At 66.5% G+C, this 23,933-nt stretch carries 9 protein-coding genes; 3 read left to right on the forward strand and 6 right to left on the reverse strand.

Translation table 11 applies throughout. From position 1 onward, the window contains the following. Positions 1-63: 63 nt before the first annotated feature. From ABEA50_RS04145 to ABEA50_RS04165, 5 genes are read right to left on the reverse strand one after another with little or no spacing between them, the layout of a single operon-like run. Entirely contained in the window at positions 64-861 is a 798-nt protein-coding gene (locus tag ABEA50_RS04145) for a class II glutamine amidotransferase (protein ID WP_345493664.1), read from the reverse strand. Between the two features lie 53 nt (positions 862-914). Next, positions 915-1,766, reverse strand: coding sequence for an amino acid ABC transporter permease (locus tag ABEA50_RS04150; RefSeq protein WP_345493665.1), 852 nt, complete (start codon positions 1,764-1,766; stop codon positions 915-917). Further along, positions 1,763-2,392, reverse strand: coding sequence for an amino acid ABC transporter permease (locus ABEA50_RS04155; protein WP_345493666.1), 630 nt, complete (start codon positions 2,390-2,392; stop codon positions 1,763-1,765). Before ABEA50_RS04155 ends, ABEA50_RS04150 begins: the two co-directional genes overlap by 4 nt. A 55-nt stretch (positions 2,393-2,447) precedes the next feature. Next, on the reverse strand, positions 2,448-3,389 hold the full coding sequence (locus tag ABEA50_RS04160) for a glutamate ABC transporter substrate-binding protein (RefSeq protein WP_345493668.1): 942 nt from the start codon (positions 3,387-3,389) through the stop codon (positions 2,448-2,450). Positions 3,390-3,449: 60 nt separating this feature from the next. Next, positions 3,450-4,217, reverse strand: coding sequence for an amino acid ABC transporter ATP-binding protein (locus ABEA50_RS04165; RefSeq protein WP_345493669.1), 768 nt, complete (start codon positions 4,215-4,217; stop codon positions 3,450-3,452). Positions 4,218-4,299: 82 nt separating this feature from the next. On the opposite strand from ABEA50_RS04165, the gene ABEA50_RS04170 reads away from it, so the two are divergent. From ABEA50_RS04170 to ABEA50_RS04180, 3 genes are all read left to right on the forward strand, one after another. Next, the gene (locus ABEA50_RS04170) at positions 4,300-5,208 is read left to right on the forward strand and encodes a LysR family transcriptional regulator (RefSeq protein ID WP_345493670.1); all 909 of its coding nucleotides are present in this window, start codon (positions 4,300-4,302) and stop codon (positions 5,206-5,208) included. A gap of 406 nt (positions 5,209-5,614) precedes the next feature. After that, complete coding sequence (locus tag ABEA50_RS04175; protein WP_345493671.1) at positions 5,615-21,916, forward strand: WXG100-like domain-containing protein; 16,302 nt, start codon at positions 5,615-5,617, stop codon at positions 21,914-21,916. A 509-nt stretch (positions 21,917-22,425) separates the two neighbouring features. After that, entirely contained in the window at positions 22,426-22,791 is a 366-nt protein-coding gene (locus ABEA50_RS04180) for a hypothetical protein (protein ID WP_345493672.1), read from the forward strand. A gap of 517 nt (positions 22,792-23,308) precedes the next feature. Here the strand turns inward: ABEA50_RS04180 and ABEA50_RS04185 are convergent. After that, positions 23,309-23,929 (reverse strand): TetR/AcrR family transcriptional regulator, encoded by a 621-nt coding sequence (locus ABEA50_RS04185; RefSeq protein WP_345493673.1) that lies wholly within the window; start codon positions 23,927-23,929, stop codon positions 23,309-23,311. Positions 23,930-23,933 lie beyond the last annotated feature (4 nt).

The following is a 23,933-nucleotide window of genomic DNA, read 5'->3' on the forward strand; positions in this document are numbered from 1 at the left end:
GTCTGTCGGTCTGCCTGGCCGGACGGATCCGACCGGCCAGGCAATCACCGTCGGTGCCGGGGGTTACCCGGTCGAGACGGCGTGTACCGAGGCGCGCAGATCGCTGTGTCGGATCTCCAGCACCCGCCCGTAGGGCAGCGTCTCCCAGGTTCCCCGGGCTCCCCGGCTTTCCCTGGCCTTCCCGATTTCCCGGTGCCCTTCGGGAGCCATACCGCTCGAGGCCACCACCGCGTCGTCGGGGCCGAGGCGGTAGTACATCCGGAAGAATTCGGGGCCGCGACGTTGGCTGACCTCGGACTCCGGGTCCTCCTGCGAGTACGCGTAGAGCGCGCTTTCGGTGAGCAGCACGCAGTTGAGGCTGGCGAACTCGGCGCGAGCCGTGATGTCCTGCGCGGTATGGACGAGGGCATCGACGGGGTCGGGGTCCTCGCCGCGCAGACGGGTGAGCACGCGCAGGAAGAAGCGTTCCGAATCGGTGTCGCCGCTGGCTCCCGCCAGTAGCTCGGGGGCGATCAGATCGTCCAGCGCGTTTCCTGGGGAGAAGAAACCGTTGTGCGCGAAGGAGAGTGCGCCCGCGGTGAAGGGGTGGGTGTTGCCCGGCTCGATTCGCAGACCCGGTGAAGCCATCCGCAGATGCAGCAGGGCCGTACCGGCGACGGTCTCCAGGGCCGCACGGTAGGCGGGGCTGGCGTGCGCGGGATCGATTCCACGAAGGACGGTGTGCTCGCGGCCGGTGCGGGCGGCGAGGCCCCAGCCGTCGGCGTGCTCATGCGACAACGCGGTAAACGGATCGAGCAGATCCGAGAGGGTGTCGGTGAGCGGCCGGGGGACGCGGGAGACCACGCCGAGCAAGCGGCACATTCCAGAGACCTTTCGATAGAGGCGGCACGAATCCGACACCGCCCGACGGGTTTTCATACGCGGTGTTCGAGCCAGCCGGCCAGCCTGGCCAGCAATGCGTTGACCAGGATGAAGGCCGCGGCGGTGACCAGATAGGCCGAGAGCACGGTGTGCTGGTACTCCCCGAGCACCTGTGCGCGGTGCAGCAGTTCCAGATAACTGACGACGTAACCGAGCGTGGAGTCCTTGAGCAGCCGCACCAACTGGCCGACCAGCGCGGGGACGAGCCGCCGAATCGCCTGCGGCAGAATGACGAAGCGCATCGACCGCCAGCGTGTGAAGCCCAAGCTCGCGGCGGCCTCGCCCTGTCCGGGGTCCAACGCCAGCACACCCGCGCGGACGAGTTCGGCGACCACCGCCGCGTTGGTCAGCACGATGGGAATCACCAACTGCCAGAACGGCGAGAGCGCCACACCGAGCCGTGGCAGCCCGAACAAGAACAAATACAGCAGCAACAGCAGCGGCATCGCGCGCAACAACTCGACCACGCCACCGGCGAGGACCCGCGGCACGGCACTGCGACTGAGCCGCATCAGCGCCAATCCCGCGCCGAGCGGAAAGGCGAGCAACGCGGCGACGGCTGCGACCAGCAGGGTATTCGCCGCACCGGTCAGCAGGTACTGGATGATCGGCGCCATCGTGTACATCTGCCACTGATCTGCCGAAAGCTGGCCGTGCACGGCGAATTGGCGAACCACGAGGGCGACCAGCGCGAGCAGCAGCAGCGGCGAGAGCACGGTGGCGATCCGCACCCGGCGCAGGGCGCGCGGTCCGAGCGCGTCGAACAGTGCGTCATCGGCGCTGGGCCGGGTGCCACGCCGCGAACCGACGAGTTCTTGCGAGGGGTCGGCGTCCAGGGTTGTCATCGGTGCATCGCCACCTTCTTCTCCACCCGCGCGGCGGCGAAGCCCGCGGTCAGGGTGATCGCCACGTAGAGCGCCGTGACCACCGCGAAGGAGGTCAGCGGCTGCCCGGCGAGATTGGCCTGCTGCTGGTACCAGAACGTGAGTTCACCGACACCCGCCGCGGCCGCCAGCGCGGTACCGAGGGCGGACCCGATGAGGATGTTGGTGAGCGGCTGCACCATCGAGCGCAGGGCCTGCGGCAACACCACCAGCCGCAGACAGGCGCCGAGCGTCATGCCGAGCGCCCGCGCTGCTTCCACCTGTTCGCGGGGGACGGTCCGCACGCCGCTGCGCATCACCTCGCAGACGAACGCGGCCCAGTACAGCGCCATCGCGATCGCGGCGTTGTAGTACAGCGGCACAAGCAATCCCACCGCTGGCAGCCCGAAAGTGAACAGCACCAACAGAACCAGCAGTGGCACGTTGCGCAATACCGTCACGTAGGCGGTGGCCGCGGCACGCAGCGGAGGCACCGGAGCGATGCGGCACACCGCGAGGATGATGCCGCCTACGAGCGCACCCGCGAAGGTCAGCACGATCAGGCCGAGTGTTCGCAGCAGCGCCGCGCCGAGATCTGCCCACATCATCTCAGGTCTTCCTTCCCGCTTGGCTGTGTTGTGTTCTCGCCCAGTGCCATCGGTGTCAGCTGCCGTCCACGGAGCCGATGACGGGGGCGGTGGGAGCCCGACCGTCGACGATGGTGCCGACGGTGGATTCCCACAGTGCGGCCCAGGATCCGTCGGCCTGGATCTTCTTCAGCCAGTCGTTGACGAAGGCCTTCATCTCCGGGTGCTCCAGCGACAAGCCGATGCCGTAGGGCTCATCGGTGAAGGGTTGGCCGACCACCTTCACCTTGTCCGGCTGCCTGGACGCGTTGCCCAACAACAGCGCCTCGTCGAGCACATAGGCATCGGCGCGCCCCTGCTCGACCGCGAGCGTGCATTGCGCGTTGCTGTCGAAGAGCACCAGCTCGGCGCCGGGCGCGAAGCGCCGCACCTCCTGTGCGGCAGTAGAACTCGACTCCGTGCACACCTTCTTGCCGTTCAGGTCGTCGACCGTCTTGATCGCGATGTCGTCCTTCTTGACCAGGATCGCGTCACCCGAGGAGTAGTAGGGTCCGGCGAAAGCGACCAGCTGCGCGCGCTTGGGATTGATCGTGTAGGTGGCGATCACGGAGTCCACGGCGCCGGTTTGCAGCAGGGCCTCACGGTTGGCGACCTGCACCTGCACCAGTTTCACGGCGGTCTCACCGGTGATGTATTTCGCCAGCATCGCGGCCAGCCCGGCGTCGAAACCGGTCGTCTTTCCCGTCGTCGGATCAGTGAGGGAGAACACCGCCGCGGTGTCGGTCCCGCCGACGACGAGTTCGCCTCGGGCCTTGATCGCCGCCATCAGGCTGCCTTCGGGGATGTCGGCGGGCGCGGCGACGGGCGCGTTGTCGATCGCCTGTTCGTAGGCGTCGTGGTCGATGCCGCCTTGCCCGTTGACCTGCGGCAGCGTCGACCCGCCACACGCGGTCGCGAAGAGGGTGGTGGCGGTCAGAATCGCGAGGGGCAGTGCCCGGCGCAGCACGGATTTACTCATGGCGGTGCTCTTTCGATGGGTTCGAGGGATGCGGTGCTGATACGGATGCGCGTAATGCGTTCAGTGCGTGAGGATCTTGGACAGGAAGTCGCGGGCCCGCTCGGTGCGCGGCGCGGCGAAAAATTCTTGGGGCGGGGCGATTTCGACGATCCGCCCGGCATCGAGGAACACCACTCGGTCCGCGGCACGGCTGGCGAACCCCATCTCGTGGGTGACCACGACCATCGTCATGCCGTCGGCGGCGAGTTCGCTCATCACGTCGAGCACCTCGTTGGTCATCTCGGGGTCGAGGGCGGAGGTAGGTTCGTCGAAGAGCAATATCCGCGGGTCCATGGCCAGCGCACGGGCGATCGCCACCCGCTGCTGTTGACCACCCGACAGCTGCGCGGGGTAGGCGTTCGCCTTGTCGGCCAACCCGACCCGTGCGAGCAGCAGCTGCGCGCGCTCGCGCGCCCCGTCCTTCGGCAAGAATTTCACCCGAGTCGGCGCGAGGGTGATGTTCTCCAGCACGGTTTTGTGCCCGAAGAGGTTGAAGGACTGGAAGACCATGCCCACCTGGGTACGCATCCGCGCCAATTCCCTGCCCTCCAGCGGCAGCGGGACACCATCGAGGAGGACTTCACCGGAATCCACGGCTTCGAGCCGGTTCACACAGCGGATCAACGTGGACTTGCCCGAGCCGGACGCACCGAGCAGTACCACCACCTCTCCGGCATGGACGTCGAGCTCGATGTTATGCAGAACCTGTTGTGCGCCAAACGATTTGTCGACGCCGGAGAGTCGGAGCAGCGGGGGCGATGCGGTATCGGCGGGCATGGAATAAAGCATGCGCAGCGACGTTGCGCACGTCCAATGCGGGTTTTTCGACCTTTGCGTGGAATTTGTTTATGGATGTGTTTAACCTGAGCCGATGTACGACCCTCGACAACTCCAGGTGCTCGTCGAGGTCGCCCGCCACGGCACCTTCACCGCCGCGGCGGACGCGCTCGGGTACACCCAGCCCGCGGTCAGCTATCAGATTCGCGCACTGGAACGCGTTGTCGGAGCGGCGCTGACGACCCGCTACGGCCGACGCGTCCGGCTCACGCCCGTCGGCGTCGCCTTGGCCAAGCACGCCGATTCGGTGCTCGCCACGCTGCGTAGCGCGCAAAACGAACTGGCCGCGCTGATGTCGGCGGGCGGGGGTCAGGTACGAATGTCGGCGTTCCAGAGCGGTTGTGTCGGCCTGGTCCCCTCGGCGCTGGACACACTGCGGCGCACCCATCCCGAACTGGAAGTCGTACTCACCCAGACCGAGTGCGCGATCTCGCATCGGCTGGTACTCAGCGGCGAGGTCGACCTGGCGGTGGTGTGCGATCTCGACGACGCCGACAACCCACCCGACCCACGTCTGCGGCGCATCCCGCTGCTGAGCGATCACCGCTGTGTGCTGCTGCCCGCCGACCATCCTGCCGCGAATTCCGCCTCGGTCTCGCTCGCCGAACTCGCCGACGAGCGGTGGATTCTGGAGACCGTCCGCACCCGCTTCCTGCGTGCGTGCCGCGAGGCCGGTTTCACCCCGCGCATCGCCGCGACCTCCGACGATCAGCTCACCATCCATTCGCTGGTGGAACACCGTGTCGGACTGGCCATCATGAACGAACTCGGCGTCACCGCGCACACCCATCCCCATGTGGTCGCTCGCCCCTTGCGCGACTGGCCCACCCGCAATATCTACGCCATGCTCTGGCCCGATCTGATGCGATCGTCGCAGGTCTCCGCGATGCTGTCGGCGCTGGGCGCGGCATCGAAAACGCTCGGCCTCGGGTCGGCGGCCTAACTCCGGCCCGACCCCCGAAAGCATCCGCACGGCGGTACCTCCACCCGCCTCGCACCAGGTCCTACTCCGGTGACGTATTCGCCGACAGGACAAGCACTTCGACGAGAAGATCGACCCGCGCGTATCGGTCATTCGATTCACCGCGATCGAAACTACTGACCGCCCAACGTGTTTACGCGAAAGTCATCTGAAGTTACCGGCGCACGACGTCCAGGGCCTGCACGCCGGAACTGAGCAGGATCGACTGACTGTCCATGCCAGGCACCGGCGGTCGACTCGTCCGTGGCATCGGCGCTCGGCGCGAGCCGACCCACGCGGAGGTGAGCGGGGGGTGACGGATGCGCACGTGCCGAGGGGCCCGCATCGGCTACGTCGCACGACCGTGTCGATCGAAAAGCCCTGATCGATGAGCATCGAAATGCCCGAGGGGCTGCAGTGGCTCAGCTATCTCGCTGGCGCGGCATGGCCCAAGGGCGACGAAGACGCGATGTTCGCGCTCGGCGAGGATTGGCGCACGGCCTCCACCGCACTGAACGGCATCGTCGATGCGTTGCGGGCCGCGTGCGACACCGCGTTGGCGAACTATTCCGGATCCGGCTCCGACCAGCTGCGCAGCCAGTTCGACCTGTTCTTCTCCGGCGATCAATCCATCGAGAAGCTCGCCGAAGGCCTGCGGCAACTGGGTGAATCGGCGCGCGAGTGCGGCGCCCAGATCGAGCACGCGAAACTACAGATCATCATCACGCTCGCGCTGCTGGCCGCCGAAATCGCCTACGCGCTTGCCACCCTGTGGGGTGCGTGGGCGGTTCCGCTGCTCGAGGCCGAAGCCGCGGGGATCATGCAGATCATCGGGCGGGCGCTGATCAACCAATTGGCCGCCCGCGCGGCCCGGCTCGCGCAGATGCCGCTGTGGAAACTGGCCGCCATCACCGGTTTGGAACAGGCGGCCATCGGCTTCGGTGTCGAATTCCTCACCCAGGCCATCCAACTCGACAAGGGCCATATCGACGGCTTCGACGTCAAGGAGATGGCCATCATGGGCGCCGTCGGTGGGGTGTCCGGCGCGGCGGCGGCACCGGTCGGCAGCCTCCTCGGTAAGGGACTGAGCACCTGGGTCGGCCGCGATTCGATGACCTGGTGGAAGGCCGGTGGCATCGCCATCGGCGCGGGTATTCCCGCCGGATTGGTCGGTGCGGGTGCGGGTTTCGTCGCCAGCGGCGTACTCACCGGGCAGTGGGAATTCGATCCCGCGATGATCGCCGGTGGCGTTGGCGGTGGTCTCGTCGGTGGCGTGCACGGCGTGGTCAACCACGCGAAGGGTTCGCTGACGCCCGGCGGGTGGACCGCCGACCTCGACCTCGCTCCCCCGGCCAACGACGGCAGCCACGATCGGCAGGGCGGCCGCAACGGCAAGTCCGACGAGGGCACCGGCGGCGACGACCAGTCCCGTGGCCTCCCTAATTTCCGTGGTGCGGTGGAGAATTCGCCCCCGCCGTCGACGCACGCCACGGCGGGCGAGTCGAGCCCGCCGCCGAACGCGGCGCCGACGCGGGGAAACGACTTCGGTACGCCGCCCTCGCGTGTCGAGTCTTTCCACAGCGGCCCGCCCGCAGCACCACATTCGCCGACACCCGCGCCGCCGGCACGGCCGGGAGAAACGTACTCGCCGACGTCCACAAGCCCGAGCAGCAGCAACGAAACAGCGCCGGTGACGTCGGGGAGCGAGCACCGGGCAAGGGTCAGCGACAACGCATCCCCGCCCCCGGCATCCGCGCGAGCCGACAGCGTCTCGCAACCGCCGCGCTCGCCGGTCGCCGCGCCGTCCTCGCGACCGGCGGTCATCCCCCGCGCGAATCCGGACGGCGCGAATGTCCTGGACGGGTCCGCCGCGCACACCGCCAACGAATTCTCCGCACAGCCACCGCCGCCGCGCTCGGCCAGCGCTCCACCACCGGTGACCAACCCGTTCGAACCAGCACCCCGGCCGGAATCCGCGCCGACCTCCCGTTCCGCGTTACCGGTACCGCCGAGGGCGGACCCCACGATCACCTCCCGGCCCTCGTCCGCCGTGTCCGAGGGGGAGAGTTCAGCTCGTCCCCAACCGTCCACAGCCGGACCCAAATCGCCTGTGGACCGTCCGAACGCCGGAATCAGCGCGGCAGCGGCGAAGTCGCCCGAGTCACCTCAGGCCAGGGTTGTCGCGGACCGTCGTGAGCCCGCTCAGGAAACCCGGATCGAGCAAGAAGGACCGGCCGGCCGCGCCGAGCGGGAAATCGGTGGCGACCAGGCTGTTCGACCGAGGCCGGAAGAATCGCCGATCGAGCGGCAGGACCCGTCGCGCCGACCGACGGTCATCGACGAGTCCAACCCCGCGACGAATCCCGCAGGGCCGCAGGAGCTTCCCGCTCGCCCGGACCCTTCGCGCCCACCGGCATCGACCTCGGCGCGTGACGACGGCGCGTATGTCGGCAACGGCCAGCAGGGCAATCCTCCGGCCAAGGGTTGGGCCACGGTGACCGAACTCGGCTCCCACCCACAGCCGATCACCAAGAACGCGTTCGCCAAGCTCACCGAGGACGCGCGCGGTGTCGTCGCGCTCGGCGACAAGTCGGGTGCGCACTATCTCTGGTCCAAGACCGCGGGAATCACCCGCGCCGACGGGAGCCCCCCGCCGAAGTCGGTGCACCTGTCCTCCGTGCTCGCCGACCCCAGGATCACCGATATTCGTGTCTCCGGCGGCACCGATCGGCCGCCCTCGGCCCGGCCGGCGCCGGACGGCGCACGACCCGATGACCGCACACCCGACGCGAATCGTGCACAGCCGCACCAAGAATCCCCGCAGCACCGTGATCCGTCGAATCCGATCGACCCTTCCGGCAACCCCGCACGCGGCGGGAGCGAAGAAACCCCGGCGCAGACCCGTCAACGCATTGCCGAAGCGGAAACCCTTGCCGCCCGACAACGCCAAGAGCAGACCGACCGCATCGCCGAATCCAAGCAGCGAGTCGAAGACGCCAAGCGCGCACTGGATCGGGCCACCGACTCGAAGGACACCGACCTCGGGGCCGCCGAAACCACCTACGCCCAGGCGGTTTCCGACCATCTGCGCACGGTGGATCTAGCGCTGGACACACTGGTCGCGGCCTCACGTGCCAGTGGGTCGCCGCGGTGGGAGGCGTTCCAGAACGGGAAGATCGGCAAAGCGGAAACCTTCGAGGCGGTCGCGAAGCAGCGCGTACTCGCGGCGAAGGCGGCGGCCGACGCACGGCAGGAATACTACGAAATCCAGGCCGGACCGGGAAAGCCGTCGGAGAAATCCGGTCCGCTGGCCAGCATGCGCGACGCGGATCTGGAAAACACCATCAAGTCCGGCTCGGAGAACGAGAAGAACGCGGCGCTCAACGAGCTGAATCGCCGCGTAACGGGCAAGGTGAAGCGGTTCACCCAGGACACGGCGGACCTGCTGATGGAACACGCTCCCGTCGAGGTGGATACCGGCGAGGGCAAGGAGATGCTCGTCGTGCTGCGGTCGGTGCACATCGCCATGGAAGACGGCATCGCGCACGTCATGACCAGTAGCGATCCGCTGGTCGACCATATGCAGCACGAATTCCTGAAGTTGGTGTCCGACCGCAGTCTGAATCTGAATATCTACCACCTGGATTCCGATCTGCCGTTCCCGCGACGGGCGGACGGGGAAAACCTGATCGTGGTCGGCACCGCACAGGACTACGGCTTCCGCGCGGTCAAGGAAGCGCAGGGGATGATCAACGAGCTGAAGGAAGCGGGACTGTCGGGCGGCGACCTGAGGGCTCTCCAGTCCGGACTGGAATCGGCACGGACATTTCCCGAGTACCAGGCATTGCTCGATGACGCGGCGCAGTCCAGGGGTTCGGATTCGCGCTTCGAGCCGTTCCCGGGCGGAAAACTGACCGTCGACGAGATCGATGCCCAGATGGTCGATGAACAGACGCACTACGTGCTTTCTCCCGGCAAGGACGCGGCGGCCAGCCCGGAGTTCGTCGCGCGGACCAAGGATATCTGGAACAGCCTCCAGCAGGCCAAGAACGCAGGCGTCTTGGCGCCAGGCGATTTCGGCAAGAACCCGGACATCCCTGGCATGTTCGATGCCACCTTGTCCGACGCCGGTCGCGCCGAACTGGAAACGATGCTGGACCGCAAGATCACCGATGACGAAGCCGAGGAGTACGCACACGCCGCGCAAGCCGAGTGGGGTCCGCGCGAGAACTCGGACTACCACGTTGGCGAGGGCGGCAAGATCAAGATCATTTCCTCGAAGACCAATGATCAGCTGATGGACGACCCGGAGAAGCAGAGTTCGAGCCGGTGGAACGGCTTCGCGAAATACCTGGAGGCCAAGCACGGCCAAGGCGACGACAGCAATATCACCGCCGATCCGGAGTATTCGATCAGCATCACCGGCAAGCAACTGTTCACCGGCGGACACTTCGATATCCGCGGCACCTCGGGAACCCTGCTCACGCCGACGGAGCACACCCCGCGCGGTGTCGAGGACGTACTGCACAGCGAGTACGGCACCGGACCGATCGCCAGGGTGGAGCGGTTCTTCACCTCGCAGCTCGAGCGGTTGCCCGACGAGCATTTCAGCAGCCGCGACCACAAGTTCGCCCGAATGGCCGAGGACATCCTCGACACGGCCTTCGTCGAGAATCCGGTGACCGGAAAGCTCGAACAGCTCGGCTCGCCACAGCTCGGTGTGGCCATGGACAACGCCGATGTCGCCCGGATCGCCGACGCGGTGCGGATCGAGGCCAATGCGCGCGGTCTCGACGTTCGTTTCGACGCCATCGACGCCGCGTGGATGGACTCCTTCGGCAGCAAGCGCGCGGCCTACGACCGGCTGCAAGAGATCATCGCCGACGGCGGCGGGGTGGGGAAGATCATCCTCGGCAACAAGGTGATGAGCCGCGGCGTGGACATCACCCCCACCCCCGAGGCCATCGAGAAGGGTGGCCTGAAGGTGAAGATCAGTGGTGGTCCGGCCTATTCGGCGCGGGTGAACCACCAGGTCGAGACCAGGGCCGCGCGCAGTGGCGATCTCGAACGTGGCGGTCGGGAAAACGGCGGCACCCCCGGCGAGGCCGTGCACTACATCTCTCCCGAGGACTACCTGAGCAGCGCGCCGACCGACCGGGTGAAGATCATGGTGACCCGTTACGAGGACGCGGCGGCGGCGCACCGCGAAGCCGAGACCGCACACACCGCGGCCGAGCAGACACATCGGGCGGCGCCAACCGCGAAGAACGAAGCCGACCTCGAACAGACCGCGGCCGACCTCGACCGGACCTCGAATGATGTGCGGCAGGCGACCGGCGACCTGCGCGAGTTCGCCACGCCGTGGCAAAAGGCCGCGGTGGAGCAACAATTGGTGAATTCGCACGCCCCACGGGCCTACCTCGCCAACGCTCCCCCCGTCGAAGATGCCACCTTTTCACAGCCGACTACGCCGCCACCCGATCGGGCCGCATCGCAGGAGTCGACTCCCCAAGAAGCAGCGGCGCACGAGCACACGCCCGATCCCGTGGTCGGCCGCCGAGACGATATCCCGCCCGCACTCGACGGCCATGCGCCACGAACACCGCACTTCGACGACACCGACTCCGCGTACGAAACGGATCCCGAGAATTCCCCTCGGACAACGGGTCCGAAAGCGAAATCCACCGAACCCACCAACGAGACGCTGCCGCACCCGAGCGAAACACCACCGCCGCACCACCTGTCGGACAATGCAGAGCCGCGATTCGTCGAGGACGGCCTCGCCACGAATCTCAACGCATGCGGCCCACTGTCGTTGGCGAAGGTCATCGAGCTGACCGGAAGCACCGTCGCCAAGGTGCCCGAGCCCCGGGTCGGGCACACCGGCATGAGCACCGCCGAGCTCGAAGAATCCGCGGGCGCGCCGCTCCAACGTTTCGACGACCACGACGACATCGCCGAACATCTGCTCGACCCCGACCTGGGGCCCGGCTCGGTCGCACTGGTCGTGGACGCCTACCACGGCCCCACCGACCGCTACGGTGTCGGCGCGCACGCCTACCTGATGCGCAACGAGAACGGGAAAATCCAGGTCATCGCACCGGATACCGGGCAATCGCGTCCGCTGCCCGCGCTGAATCGCGGGGATGTCAGCTCCACCCACGCCATCCTCTACACCAACCGCGGCGTGCCGCATCTGCTACCCGATCAGCGCACGAGCCATGCGGAGGATTTCGCCGAGGTCCGCATCGGCACGCATCCCACCGAGGCAGCGCCGGTCACCGAACCGGTCGTCGAAGACGGCACCGAACCAACCACCGAAGACGGCACCGATACGTCGCAGTCGACAAACCCCACCATCGAGATCAGTCCACCCGCCGAGGACGAGCTGCCCGCTGCTGTACGGGAATTCGGCACGCGTCAGGACGGTTCCCAACCGTTGGCACACACCGATCCGGTGCCGCAGGAGACGGTGGACTGGCTACACGAGCAGGTCTTCGCGGTCGTCGAAGGCGACCGTGGCGCGGATCAGAACTTCCGCGACGCGGTCCGCCGGATGCTGACCCCTCGGCTGCTCTCCGGCGAGTGGGGTCGCCTACTGAGCGCATCGGGCATGCCGCTGCGCGTGAAATACCGCGGTCAGAACTATCCGATCTCGTTGCGCCTTTCGCTACGTGCCATCGGCCCCTCGAAAGACCAGATCGAGCCGCTGGCCGACGGACACCCGGTGGGAATCCAGCGCTGGGCGTTCGGCATTTCCGACCTCACCGACAACACCGGAAGCACGAATACTCGAACTTTCTCCCCGCTCGGCTACACCCATACGTGGGACACCGATTACGGCCCGTTGCAGCACATCGCCCTCGGTGGCCAGCTCGACTTCGTCAACAATCAACTGAACTCGACGGTCACAGGCACCTCGACCGTGCAGCCGATGATCCTGATCCGCAGCAAGGGCCGCTCCACCCCCTACGACTACGAGATGGTGTGGGAATTCCGGCGCAATACCGGTTCGGACGCAACGCCTGCACCCGAGATCCCGCTGAAAGGCTGGGAACCCTCGAAGGACAAAGCCCCCAACAAGATGGTGACCTGGTTCCCGAAATATATGTCGGGGCAACCGAACACGCCGATGGATCCCAACGATCCGGGAACGCTGCCCGCCTCGATGAAGCAGATCCTGGACGAGGTTCCGCTCTACGGACCAGTGACCATACCGAATCACGACCGGCTCCTACCCTCGGTCATGGCGACGTTCGGCACCCACCTGCGCGATATCTCCGAACGCTCCGCCGAGCAGCTACGGGAATTCTTCACCGAGGGAAATATCCGCAGCATGATCCCGCTGGCCTGGGACGACCCGGAGGCATGGGCGGCAAGTGCCCATCAAGCGCCCGGCGCGGATTCGCAGACCCTCTACACCAAGTCCGGCTACGCGATCGGGTACCTGCAAATCCGTGTCGAAATGGGCGGCGGCGAGAAAACCACCGGCCCAACCACCGCTTCGTCGGTGCTGGAATCGCATGTGCTGCGGTCACTTCGGAAGTACGGCGGCTCCACGATCGCCAATTCCTTCGGCGGCACGGGAACACTCACCTTCGGTTTCGGTGGCGAAGACACCGACCCCAACACCGGTGTCGCGAGCCGAGGCGGGCAAGTCGCCTTCAAGGGCGGCGGGTCGCAGCAGTTCAGCCACACCCTCGATTACGGAGGCAGCGCGCGGACCTCGCACTCCTTGCGCACCGGCGAGCCGCTGCTACAGGTGACGCCGGACATGACCGTCCACGTCACCCTCGTGCGCCCCACCGGCCCACCGGTCGAAGCACCCGAGGGGACACCGCTGCGCGACGGTCAGGTCTATCCGGTCGAGATGCTGGTGCCCTCACAGCAGACCATCGGTCACGCGCCCACCGAAACGCGCTACCCGCCAGCGGAAATCGTGCATCTGCGCCAACTCGGTGTTTCCACGACACCCGCGCGGGTCGACGGCGTCGCACCGCTGCTGGAGGAGGCCGGGCAATGGCTGTCGGATCACGGTTTCTTCCCACCCGAACACGACGACACCGGCCTGATGAGCAAGGCCACCCAGGAAGCCACCCGCACACAGCGCCTGGCCAACCTGCGCAAGTTCGACGAGATCAGAAGCAGGCTCGGCCAGCGTGCGCTACTCGACGAGATGGTCGAGGCCGGTGGCGTCGTCTGGTTCGAACGACCGGGCAGGAGCGGAACCGAACGGGTATCGATCACCCTCACCGCCGAACGTCGATACGAGTCCGAGGACGACCCGTACGAGGGGATTTCCCACGACTGGACGATCCCGAAGGTGCAGACGCTGAACTACACCGCGTCCACCATTCCTGGCGACGAACAGTTCTCGGAGACGCCGCACGCATGGAAGGCGGGCTTCAACGGCTCGATCAGCAATCCGTTCGACGACAACAGCAGCTTGCCGGTACAGGGCTACACCCCGCTCGACTACACCTACGCGTCGCAGACATCGACGACCAAGGGCTCCAGCGCGGGTACCGGCCACGAGTACTACACCCTCAGTCCGACCGAAAACGGCACCCAGGTGTTCACGGTGCCGGTCACCTACGGATTGACGATGAACTACAGCCACGGCACGGCGCTCGACCCTCGGCACGAAGACGGCAGCGTCCGCCTGATCGTGCCCACTTACCGCACCTCGCCGGAGAAGTCGCCGCAGCCACGCCCGGAACCGGCCACCGTGCGCGAACTCACCGATGAGGACACCGATCTGCTCGCACTGCCCACCAAGGGCCGCTCCCTCGAAGAGGGCGTCCTGCGACCGCCCGAGACGATGCTGCCGGTCATCACCCTCGGCAGCAAGGAGATCATCCAGACCGTCGACGAACTTGTCGCCGACATCCAGGCCGAAGCCGCCAAGGAGGCCGCCGAACCCGACCCACCGGTGCCCGGCTCGTTTCCCACCGAAGAGCACGAGACCGGCACCGAAGCACCGGGGGCGCAGACCGGAGTCACCCCATCGGGCGAGATGACGGCGGTCGGTAATTCCGGCGAAATACATACCCCCGCATCGAATTCCGTCCGCACCGCGCCGGTCGAAGCCATCGAACTCGAGACCTTCGACGCCACAGAAACCACGACGGAACCGACGACAGTCGCCGAAACGGAGACCGAGGCGCAACACCGTTCCGGCACCGCTGCGGACGACACCGAATCGGTGTCGTCGGTAGCCCGCACCGACACCACCGCGACCATCGGCGACACCCGACCCAGCACCGTGTGGTCATCGACGAGTCGGCTCGCGAGCAAGTCCGCGCAGTGGGTGGCCGACCTAGCCGTCGACGGGGCGGTCGGTACAGGTCGGTGGCTCTGGCGTACCGCGGTCGGGGAACCCGCCACGAATCCGGAGTCGATGGGACATGAGGTCACCCACCTCGCGTTCTCGCCACACCATATGCACGGCAACGGGTTACGAATGTTCCGCGACACCTACGTCGTCGAGGGTGCGGGGACCCCTGGCGCGCTGGCCGGTACCGACACGGTCATCGAAGTCACCGCCTATCTCACCGACGTCAAGGTTCTTCCGCAACCACCGAAAATGGATGCCGAACGCTGGTTGCAGTCGGTGACCATGTCCGCCCACTCCGACAGCTCGCAAAACTCGCATCAGATCGGCACCTCACTGAACGGCTCCTACGGACCCGGCAACCGCAGCTTCATGCCCGGCGGCGGCTACCGGTACCAAACCAGCAAGAACGAGAGCGTCACCTACAACGACAACACCGGGGTCTTCCGTGTCACCGTCGAGGACACGACCCCCGTCTATCGCTTCTCCGCGACCCCGCACTACGTCGTCACCGTGCACTCCGGAAGACGCAATTTCGCCGCAAGCAGCATCGGCGCCGGCGAGCGCCGCAAGCGCACCCGCGTGATCGACGTTCCCGACGGCGTGGAATTCCTGCTGGTCGACAACGATCTCCAGAACAATCCCGACCTACTCGCCCTCGTCGAGGCCGCCACCGAGCCCGGGTACGCGCCGGTCGAAGCGAACAAGCCCGATCGTCTGCTGCCCACCTGGTTCGTCGACAGCGGAGGCGTCCTCGGCTACGCCGCCGTCACCGACGCCAACACCGAAGGCGGCCGCGGCAGCTTCCACAAGCTCACTCGAGAACTGGTCGAGCAGCAGGCACCCGGCGTCACCAACCCCACCTCGGCCAACTATCTACCCGGCGTGCTCGAACGCATCAACGAGCACACCACCACCTTGGCGCTGCGCACACTGCCCAATGCCGGGCCGCGTGGACGCGTCGTCTTTCATTTCATCGATCGCTCCCACTTCCTCGGGCCTCGACTGGTCGAGGTCGCGTTCTCGGCCCGACCCGACCCCGACCAGGATCTGCGCGACGTACGGGGCAAGCGGGTGACCAAAACCTCCGGCGTGGACAATATTCTCGGCAACTCCAGTGGTGAGGGCTCGGCACTGGCCATTCCCGGCGCAACCAAGGTGTCCACGGGCAATCAGCGCGGCCACCAGTTCGCTTTCTCCCTCAGCGGCCAGTACAACGGCCATCGGCCCAAACTCGACCTCACCGTCGAACGCCAGAGCAAGCTGACCGAGAACCAGACCTCTTTGCGCGAAATACGTTCGTGGGAACGCAGTTTCGGGAACACCAGTGAATTCCCCGTCCGCTACGTCTACGCCGTCGAAGTCTTCTCACGGCCCCCGGACAAGGTGCTGCTCGCCAAACTGCTCCGGTATGGCCTAGCGGGTTTGGTCATGACCGGGCAATACGCGCAAGTCCTTGGGCCAACCGATGTTTCGCAGTTGATCACACCGACGAGCAAGAGTGGCGACACCATGAAGGTGGACACGCTCATTCGCTTCAACACCTCCGAAACCGAGGACGCCGACGCCCCCGCCAGAGCCGCGACCGCCCCCCGCCTATACCGATCGAACCCCACGATCGCACGCCCCGCGCCGACCAACGGCGATGTCGCGATCGAGATGGAGCTCGACAAAGAAGTCGCGGCCCTGCTCACCGAGTCGAGCTGGGCACCCAAGCGTCCCATCGCAATCTACGAATTCGGTGGTGTCGACCAACTCGCCGACGCCCTGCGCCTCGTCGACCCCGCGCTGGACAACGGTTCGGAATCGGCGGGTAGCACTTCCTCCGAAGGAATGTTCCTTCGCCTGTCCACCTTGGTTGCCAAGAATCGCCTCACGCTCGTGGGACCCGCCGCGACCGCGCCCTTCGTGACCACCAGGGGAACCGACGACCACGAGCAGCTGGAACCAGTGCCGCACCCGAAAGGCGGAAAAACCACCGAGACCTCCATCAAGGTCACGCTTTACGCGCCGCACATCGAGAAGTCGAGCAAAGACGAAGCCATCGACCGCATCGAATGGTCGGGTGACGGCTTCGGGACCCAGGTCGACAACACGCTGGTCACCAACGCGAGCTTCAACCTCAACTACCGCGAGGACGGCAACAATCGCGGCACGTTCTCGAACCCGATCACCGGTGAGAGCGCGAACTTCGGTCAATCCAGCGTCATCACCTCCAACCGCCGCGAATTTCTCCGCTTCGGCACTCCCGCCGAGGGCGCCGAAGGCGCGGGAACGCTCGGTCACCGCGTGCGAAGCGTCGCTGTCCTGGAGGTACGCGGCCCCAAGGGCACGATGTGGGTCACCGGAGATGTGCTGCTGCGTACCACCGAGACGCCACCGGAGCTTCGCGGTCACACGAAAACCATTGCTCCACCGAAGAAGACCGATCCAGAGCAGCCACCCCGATCCGAGGAGGACAAGGCCGAAGCGGAAAAGTCCGGCACCACAAAGAAATCCACTCCGGAGGACAAGACCGAACCAGAAGACAAGGACGAAGCCGCCGAAGCGAAGGCGAAAACCGAGGCGGACGCCAAAGCCGCGGCCGAGACCAAAGCCGCCGCCGAGTCGAAGGCCGCCGAGGACAAAGAAGCGGCCGAACCCAAGGCGCGCGCCGAGGACAAGAACGAGACAGCGGCCGCAGCTGAAGCCGAGGCGCAAAAAGACGCCGAAGCCACCAAGACCGCCGAAGCCACCAAGACCGCCGAGGCCGCGACCCCGGCCCAGCCCGAGGCAAACCCCGAGACAAAGGCCGTAGCAGCCAAGAATGAGCCGACGAAAACCGAGGAGCAGGACAAATCCACGGTCCCCGACCCCGATAAAACCGAGCACCACGCGCTTCCGCCGATCCCGCGCACGAGGGGCGCGCGATCAACCACCGTCGACGGTATCCGCGCACCGGCAGGACACGCATGGGAATCGATGCCCCCCGACGGCGACTGCTTCTTCCACGCCCTCGAACGCATCGTCTACCCGGACCCCGGCGCCCCGGAAACCGATCTCGGCCAACACATCCGCGACCTGCGCAACCGCACCGCCGACGAACTGTCGGGTCCACGGCGCGAGCGATACTTCGAGGTCTTCCGCAGCATCATGCTCGCCGCGGAGAACAACGGTAGGAACCGCGCTCCCGGGCAAGGCGGCGACCGGACTTCCGCGAGCGACATCGCTCAACACCGCGCGGCATACGACGAGCAGGTGCAACAGATCAGAACGCGGGGGGTCTGGCGCACCGGCGTCTTCCACCTCGTTCCCTGGGCCGCATCCGCCGCGCTCGCCGAGCAAAACCTCCTCCTGCGTGTCTACAGCCGACAAATCCGTGGTGGCTGGACCTTCGGCGAAGACACCTCGGCCGCGCCGCACGGCTCGACCCTCGTCGCAGGCGACCACTACTACCTCGCCGTACCGGTCGGCGACGCCGAATCCGATCCGCCACCCAGCGCGCCCGCGACCGAACCGCACACCAGGCCATGGAACGAATTCACCGGGCTCCTCGGACCCGGCGCCCAGATCCACACCCCGCACACCTACGCCGAACCCGTTCTCGACACCACCCGGATCGCGGTCTTCGGCAACCGTGACGCCGCCCGCTACTTCTGGCTCCCGCAGGCAGATACCTGGCCGGGCCAAATGCATGACGCCGTCGGCCAACCGGTGAACCGCACACCTGAGCAGGTCCGCACCGACCCCGCCATCACCATCGTCCACGCCGCCGCCTCCGGCACCGGCGAGTCGAGCCTGGATTGGCACTACCCCGACCTGGCCGCCGCCCTCGCCGCGTCCCTGGCCGAGGTCACGCCACCAACCACCACCGGAACCGACCTCCACCCCGTGCCCAACGAATCGTCTTCCGCGACACCCGCCATGCTGGTCGAAGACCAAGAGCCCGTCCCGGAACCGGCGCCCGTCATCACCGAGGCCACCGAGGCCACCGAGGCCACCGAGGCCACCGAGGCCACCGAGGCCACCGAGGCCACCGAGGCCACGGTACCGACCCCACCCCGCACGGGCGCCGTCGTCGACAAACCACGGTCCGAGGACAACAAAGCAACACCGCCCGACAGCGAGTCGGTCTACAGCACCGACGGTCACGGGCCGGATATCGCCTTCACACTGCGCCCGCGCAGGTCCGCCGCGCCCGCACCGACCCACAAACCACCCACCACCATCCCCCCGCTCGAGCACGATGAGGACAACGTGCTGCACAGCCTGTTCGGCGAACACGACGAACCGGCTTCCGACGGCCGCCACCACGAAATCGGCGTACCACCCACGGCTACCGAGTCTCCCGCCGCGACCGCGACCACCAACGAACCCGAACCCGAGAACTCCAACTCCGAGCCAGCCAAGGTCAAAACCAGCACGACGACGAAAATCGAAGACGAGCACGTCGGCACCGAACTACCGACAGCCACCGTCCCGCAAACCCCGCAGCGCGTCACGACCGGCCTCGGCACCGAGCCCACCGGACAGCAGACCGAGACCAATCCTGCTCTGCCGCAAGAGAAACCCCACACCATTTCCACCGAGACTGCCGAGCTGCCATCTCCGGAGTATTTCGAACAATTCGTCGACACCCAGGCCGCCACGCCTCATCTATCGACCATCCCGCCACCCGAGCACTTCGAACAGCTCCACAACTACTCGGACGTCGACAGTCTTTCGGAACAACAACCATCCCCACCGGCGAAAGCAAGCACGCCACCGACATTGCCTGAATCCACCGAGACTGCCGAGCTGCCACCTCCGGAGTATTTCGAACAATTCGTCGACACCCCGGCCGCCACGCCCCGTCCATCGACCATCCCGCCACCCGAGCACTTCGAACAGCTCCACAACTACTCGGACGTCGACAGTCTTTCGGACAAACAACCATCCCCACCGACGAAAGCAAGCACGCCACCAACATTGCCTGAATCCACCGAGACTGCCGAGCTGCCACCTCCGGAGTATTTCGAACAATTCGTCGACACCCCGGCCGCCACGCCTCGTCCATCGACCATCCCGCCACCCGAGCACTTCGAACAGCTCCACAACTACTCGGACGTCGACAGTCTTTCGGACAAACAACCATCCCCACCGGCGAAAGCAAGCACGCCACCAACATTGCCCGCACCCACTCAACCGCAACGTCAGCCATCCGAGCCGATACCGCAGCCAACCCTCGATACCGACCCTCCGTCCCAGCAACACACCACCGCTTTCCCTACGGTCCGATCCGCGCGGTCCACCGAGTCGATCCGGTACGGACCCATTCCAGAAGGGAAGGAACAGGATTCGTTCGGCCTCAACCATCACCACGAGGTACAGAAGACCGAGTCCGACCAAGAATCCCACGACCGAACGCCGCCAGCGACCCCGTCGGACATACGACACACCGTCGCCGAATCCGAGCTACCCACGGCCCCATCAGGCTCGACACCCACACCCATCAGGCTCGAAAACATCCGAGCCGCACTTCGCATAGACGACGAGGACTCCGCCGAGACACGCGGACCCCACGTCCAGGACCCTCGAACCTCGGCTCACGAAACGTCAGTCGAGCCAGGCACCGCCCGCGATCGTTCGGTCTCCCCGCCGCCGCGCAACCAACGGTCGCGCTCGGTCACCGAGCTGCGGCGATTCACCTTGTCCCCAGAGGAAGCAGCACCGACCCTCGATCCCCGCCTACGCGCCAGCGCACCCACGAGTGCGACATCATCTGTCGAAAACTTCCTATTACCCGGCGATTTCGGGATCACACCGACCGCACAGGCGCAGACTCGCCCGAAGAACATGACAACCGCCGTCCCCACCTCGAGTGGTCTCCCCCACGCCGAACAAGTGACCACTTCGGAGAGCAGCCCCAAGATCCCCGAGGCCAGCAAATCGAGCGGGGCCACCACACCCACCGAACAAACCGCGCCACCACGCGACACCGAACTCACCAAAACAGCCGAGAACCGCACACCACCCGAGTACTCCACACCCGCCGCCGAATCCACACCAACCCGCCAACCCGCAGTTCCCGAAAACTCCACAACCCCCATAGCCTTCGGCCCCGTCGAGCGTTTAGCGCGCTCCGAAACCAGAACCGCCCCCGGGGGCCTCGCGCACGCCGAGCAGGTCGCGCCGGAGGAGAATATCGTTTCGGCCAAGGAATTCACGCCGACCGAGAAAGGGCCACGCACCGAGGATGTCGCGGTCGCGATGGACCTCGCATCGGTCGAGAACGTCACGTCTGCCGAAGATCCGACACATTTCGAGGCACCCGAGGTCGTCGCGGAATCCACGCCCGTCGCGACACCGCTCACCGACAATGTCCCCGCAGCACGGCAAATACCAGGCCGAACTCGCACGGCCCCCGACTTCGACGGCAGCGCACCCGTGCACGCCACCGATGACTCGACCGCACCCACCCCCGGTCTGCGCCGACGCGCGTGGAACCGACTGCGCCGCTTCGCCGACCGAATCCACCTCACCTCGGACCGAACAACCGGCACCCCAACGCCTCGCCCCACCGAAACCACGCCGCGAACACACGTTCGCCTGTTCCGACGCCGTCTGGACCGGGTAGGCCCCCTCGCCACACCCGCCATCCCCGCGCCTACCGCGAGGACACGCGGCGACGGCACCGCTACCCACATCGCGATCGCGCCCCGCACGGTCTCGGTCACACCACCGCACCCACAGTCGAGCATCGACTACGTCGCCGAAACTCTCCACGCCATCCGAAACGACCTGCCCAGCAGCGGAATCCGCCTGCCCGTACGCCGTTCTTCGCTGCCCGGCCACAGCCGAAGCGAACTCGAGCGGGCTGCGGGCGGCAGCCTCCACGGCTACCCCGACGCCACCGCGATCGTTCGCAACCTCCAAATCCACGGACCCGGCGCACAGGCACTCGTCGCCACCCACGCGAGCGGCAGCGGTGCACACGCCTACCGGATGATCAACGACGGTGGCTTCATTCGCGTTCACGACGTCACCGATCCGACCCACACGCTGCCGGGCCGCCACCCCGGCGCTCTCCACGCCATTCTCTACACTCCCGAGGGCAAGACGGCCCGCCCGCTGCTTCCGCCCGGTACCGCGGTCGGCGAGTTCCCGTTCGACATCCGGATCGGCGCCGCTGCAGGCCGTGTCGTCGCCACCGTCGGCAACCTATCGGCCAGCCAGGGCGGAGAAGACAACTCATCGACTTCCCAGGCCGTCCCGGTGTCTCGCCGCGCCGGGGGCCGACTCGACGGCAGTGCACCCACGGGCAATCCCACACACCCACCCGCGCGCAGCCGTGGACTGCGACACCTACAAGGGTTTGTCGACCGTCTACGCAACTGAGAACAGACCTCCGACGGAAACCACCTCCCGCGCACCCCGAGCCAACTACAGCCGAAACCGCACAGTCGCACGCGCAACCATGAACTGGCAACGCGACGCCGACAAGTCAGCCATGGGCCCACCCGCGCACGCGAGCCGTTCCGGAGCTCATTCCCGACGAAGTCACCGCGCTTCGACAACCCACCGGGCGCTACCACGCTGTACGTTCCACGAATTTCGACAAAGCACCGAAATTGACCGAACAGCCCGACCGCGAGACGCGTTCCACGACAACGAAAGCCGCCACCGACCCCGGAGACGCAGGCACCTCGCCATCGCCGAGGGCACTGCGCTACAGCGATCCGACTGGCGCGCCACGCAGCCCGATCCACAGATTTCGCGGCGCGTGTGCCGAGATCCGCACAGGAGGATTATTGTCGGACGGGTGACCGCTCCCGTTGGGGAGCCACGGGGCGAGTTGGGCCCGGTCGCACGCGTTCGCTGAATGATGAGGCAAGAGTTTGAGTTCCATGAAGAAGTTGGCCGGGATGGTCGTCGGCGCATTGGTCGCCACCGCGCTCACGATCGGATTCGCGGCGAACGCGACCGCCGAGCCCGCCCAGGCACCCGCACCGAAAACCGCGCATGTCGTCGCCACCACCGGCGGTCTCACCTATATCGAGGTGCCGTGCGGACTGCCCGGTGACAGCATCGAATTGCGCACCGGCCTCGGCGCCGCCATCGGTGCCGTCGTCGGCGGAATCGTCGGCCTCCCGGTGTTTCTCGTCGGTGCGGTCCCCGGCGCGATCATCGTCGGATTCATCGGCGCACTGATCGGCGCCTCCTCCTACGCCATCGACACCGGCCGCCTGCAACAACAGGGCCTCTGCGGATAACTCGACCGCCGGGCCGTGCTCGTCTGCTGGTCACGACCCGGTGTACGAAGCGAACTCCGCTGCGCCCCTGACATCCTGCGCACGGCGCGGGGACGTCCTGCGCACGATGCGGGCCGTAACACGCATCCCGACGCGGCCCCGTGTGCTAGTGAGCCCACGCGCACCAACACGGACTCCGCCACCGAACCGCCGATGAGCGAACTGGAGATCGCGCCGACCCGCCGACGCGCGGACCGGCGGATCGGCAGCGCGAAACCACGATGCGGCCCAGGGGGCACTTTCCTTGCCGCACTCGCGCCCTCGGTGCGCTGGAGGCGTTACGGGACGATCCCGAGCAGACGCGTCCGCTCATGCATCGATCGCGAGTAACGGCACCGAAGACACCGGCGTTCGTACAACGGCACAGGCATCAGATTGACTGAGCCGTTGTGCGTACGGTCGGCGTATGGCTCTCGGGCCAAACTCCATCACCGGTCAGCAATAGGCTCGAGCCGATGTATCACCGAAACAGCCGGGACTAGGCCGATTCCCGTGGCGCGTTCAGCGCCGCGTGCAGCGTCACCGCCCACTGATGCACGATCGCCTTGCGTCGCACCGAATCATCGGTGAGCACGTCGGCCAGGCCGAGACCACGCGCCAGGTCGAGGGTGGCCTGCACCAGGTGATGGGTCACCGGGTCGCCGTCGTCGACGCCGAGCGCTTCGATGGCGCGGCGGTGCGAGACCCGGCCGAATCGGGCCTCCAGCGGCACAATGCGTTCGCGCAGCGCGGGGTCGGCGGCGGCGTGCGTCCAGACCTGAAGCGCCGCTTTGAACAACGGATCGGTGTAGGACTCGACCAGACCGGCCACCACCGCCTCGGTGCGGCTCACACCGTCGGCCGCGCGCACCTGCGCGGCTTCTTCCTTGGCCTGCTCGGTGCGCGAGTCGAACATGTACTCCAGCGCGGCCGTGATCAGGTCTTCCCTGGTGGGAAAATGATGCTGGGCCGCACCCCTGGACACTCCAGCGCGTTCGGCGACAACCGCGACTGTCGCTGCCGCCCAACCTGTTTGCGCGAGGCAATCGATCGTCGCCTCCAACAGTCGCTGCCGGGTAGCTCGGCTGCGGTCCTGTTTGGGTTCGTGGAGTGTGGCCATGCGC

It is taken from the genome of Nocardia callitridis (assembly GCF_039543305.1).
GTDB lineage: Bacteria > Actinomycetota > Actinomycetes > Mycobacteriales > Mycobacteriaceae > Nocardia > Nocardia callitridis.

Bases quoted from the DNA above. Each gene is read 5' to 3' on its own strand.
- ABEA50_RS04170 (WP_345493670.1), top strand. From the start codon at position 4,300: ATGTACGACCCTCGACAACTCCAGGTGCTCGTCGAGGTCGCCCGCCAC.
- ABEA50_RS04165 (WP_345493669.1), bottom strand. From the start codon at position 4,217: ATGCTTTATTCCATGCCCGCCGATACCGCATCGCCCCCGCTGCTCCGA.
- ABEA50_RS04155 (WP_345493666.1), bottom strand. From the start codon at position 2,392: ATGATGTGGGCAGATCTCGGCGCGGCGCTGCTGCGAACACTCGGCCTG.
- ABEA50_RS04160 (WP_345493668.1), bottom strand. From the start codon at position 3,389: ATGAGTAAATCCGTGCTGCGCCGGGCACTGCCCCTCGCGATTCTGACC.
- ABEA50_RS04150 (WP_345493665.1), bottom strand. From the start codon at position 1,766: ATGACAACCCTGGACGCCGACCCCTCGCAAGAACTCGTCGGTTCGCGG.
- ABEA50_RS04175 (WP_345493671.1), top strand. From the start codon at position 5,615: ATGAGCATCGAAATGCCCGAGGGGCTGCAGTGGCTCAGCTATCTCGCT.
- ABEA50_RS04145 (WP_345493664.1), bottom strand. From the start codon at position 861: ATGTGCCGCTTGCTCGGCGTGGTCTCCCGCGTCCCCCGGCCGCTCACC.
- ABEA50_RS04180 (WP_345493672.1), top strand. From the start codon at position 22,426: ATGAAGAAGTTGGCCGGGATGGTCGTCGGCGCATTGGTCGCCACCGCG.
- ABEA50_RS04185 (WP_345493673.1), bottom strand. From the start codon at position 23,929: ATGGCCACACTCCACGAACCCAAACAGGACCGCAGCCGAGCTACCCGG.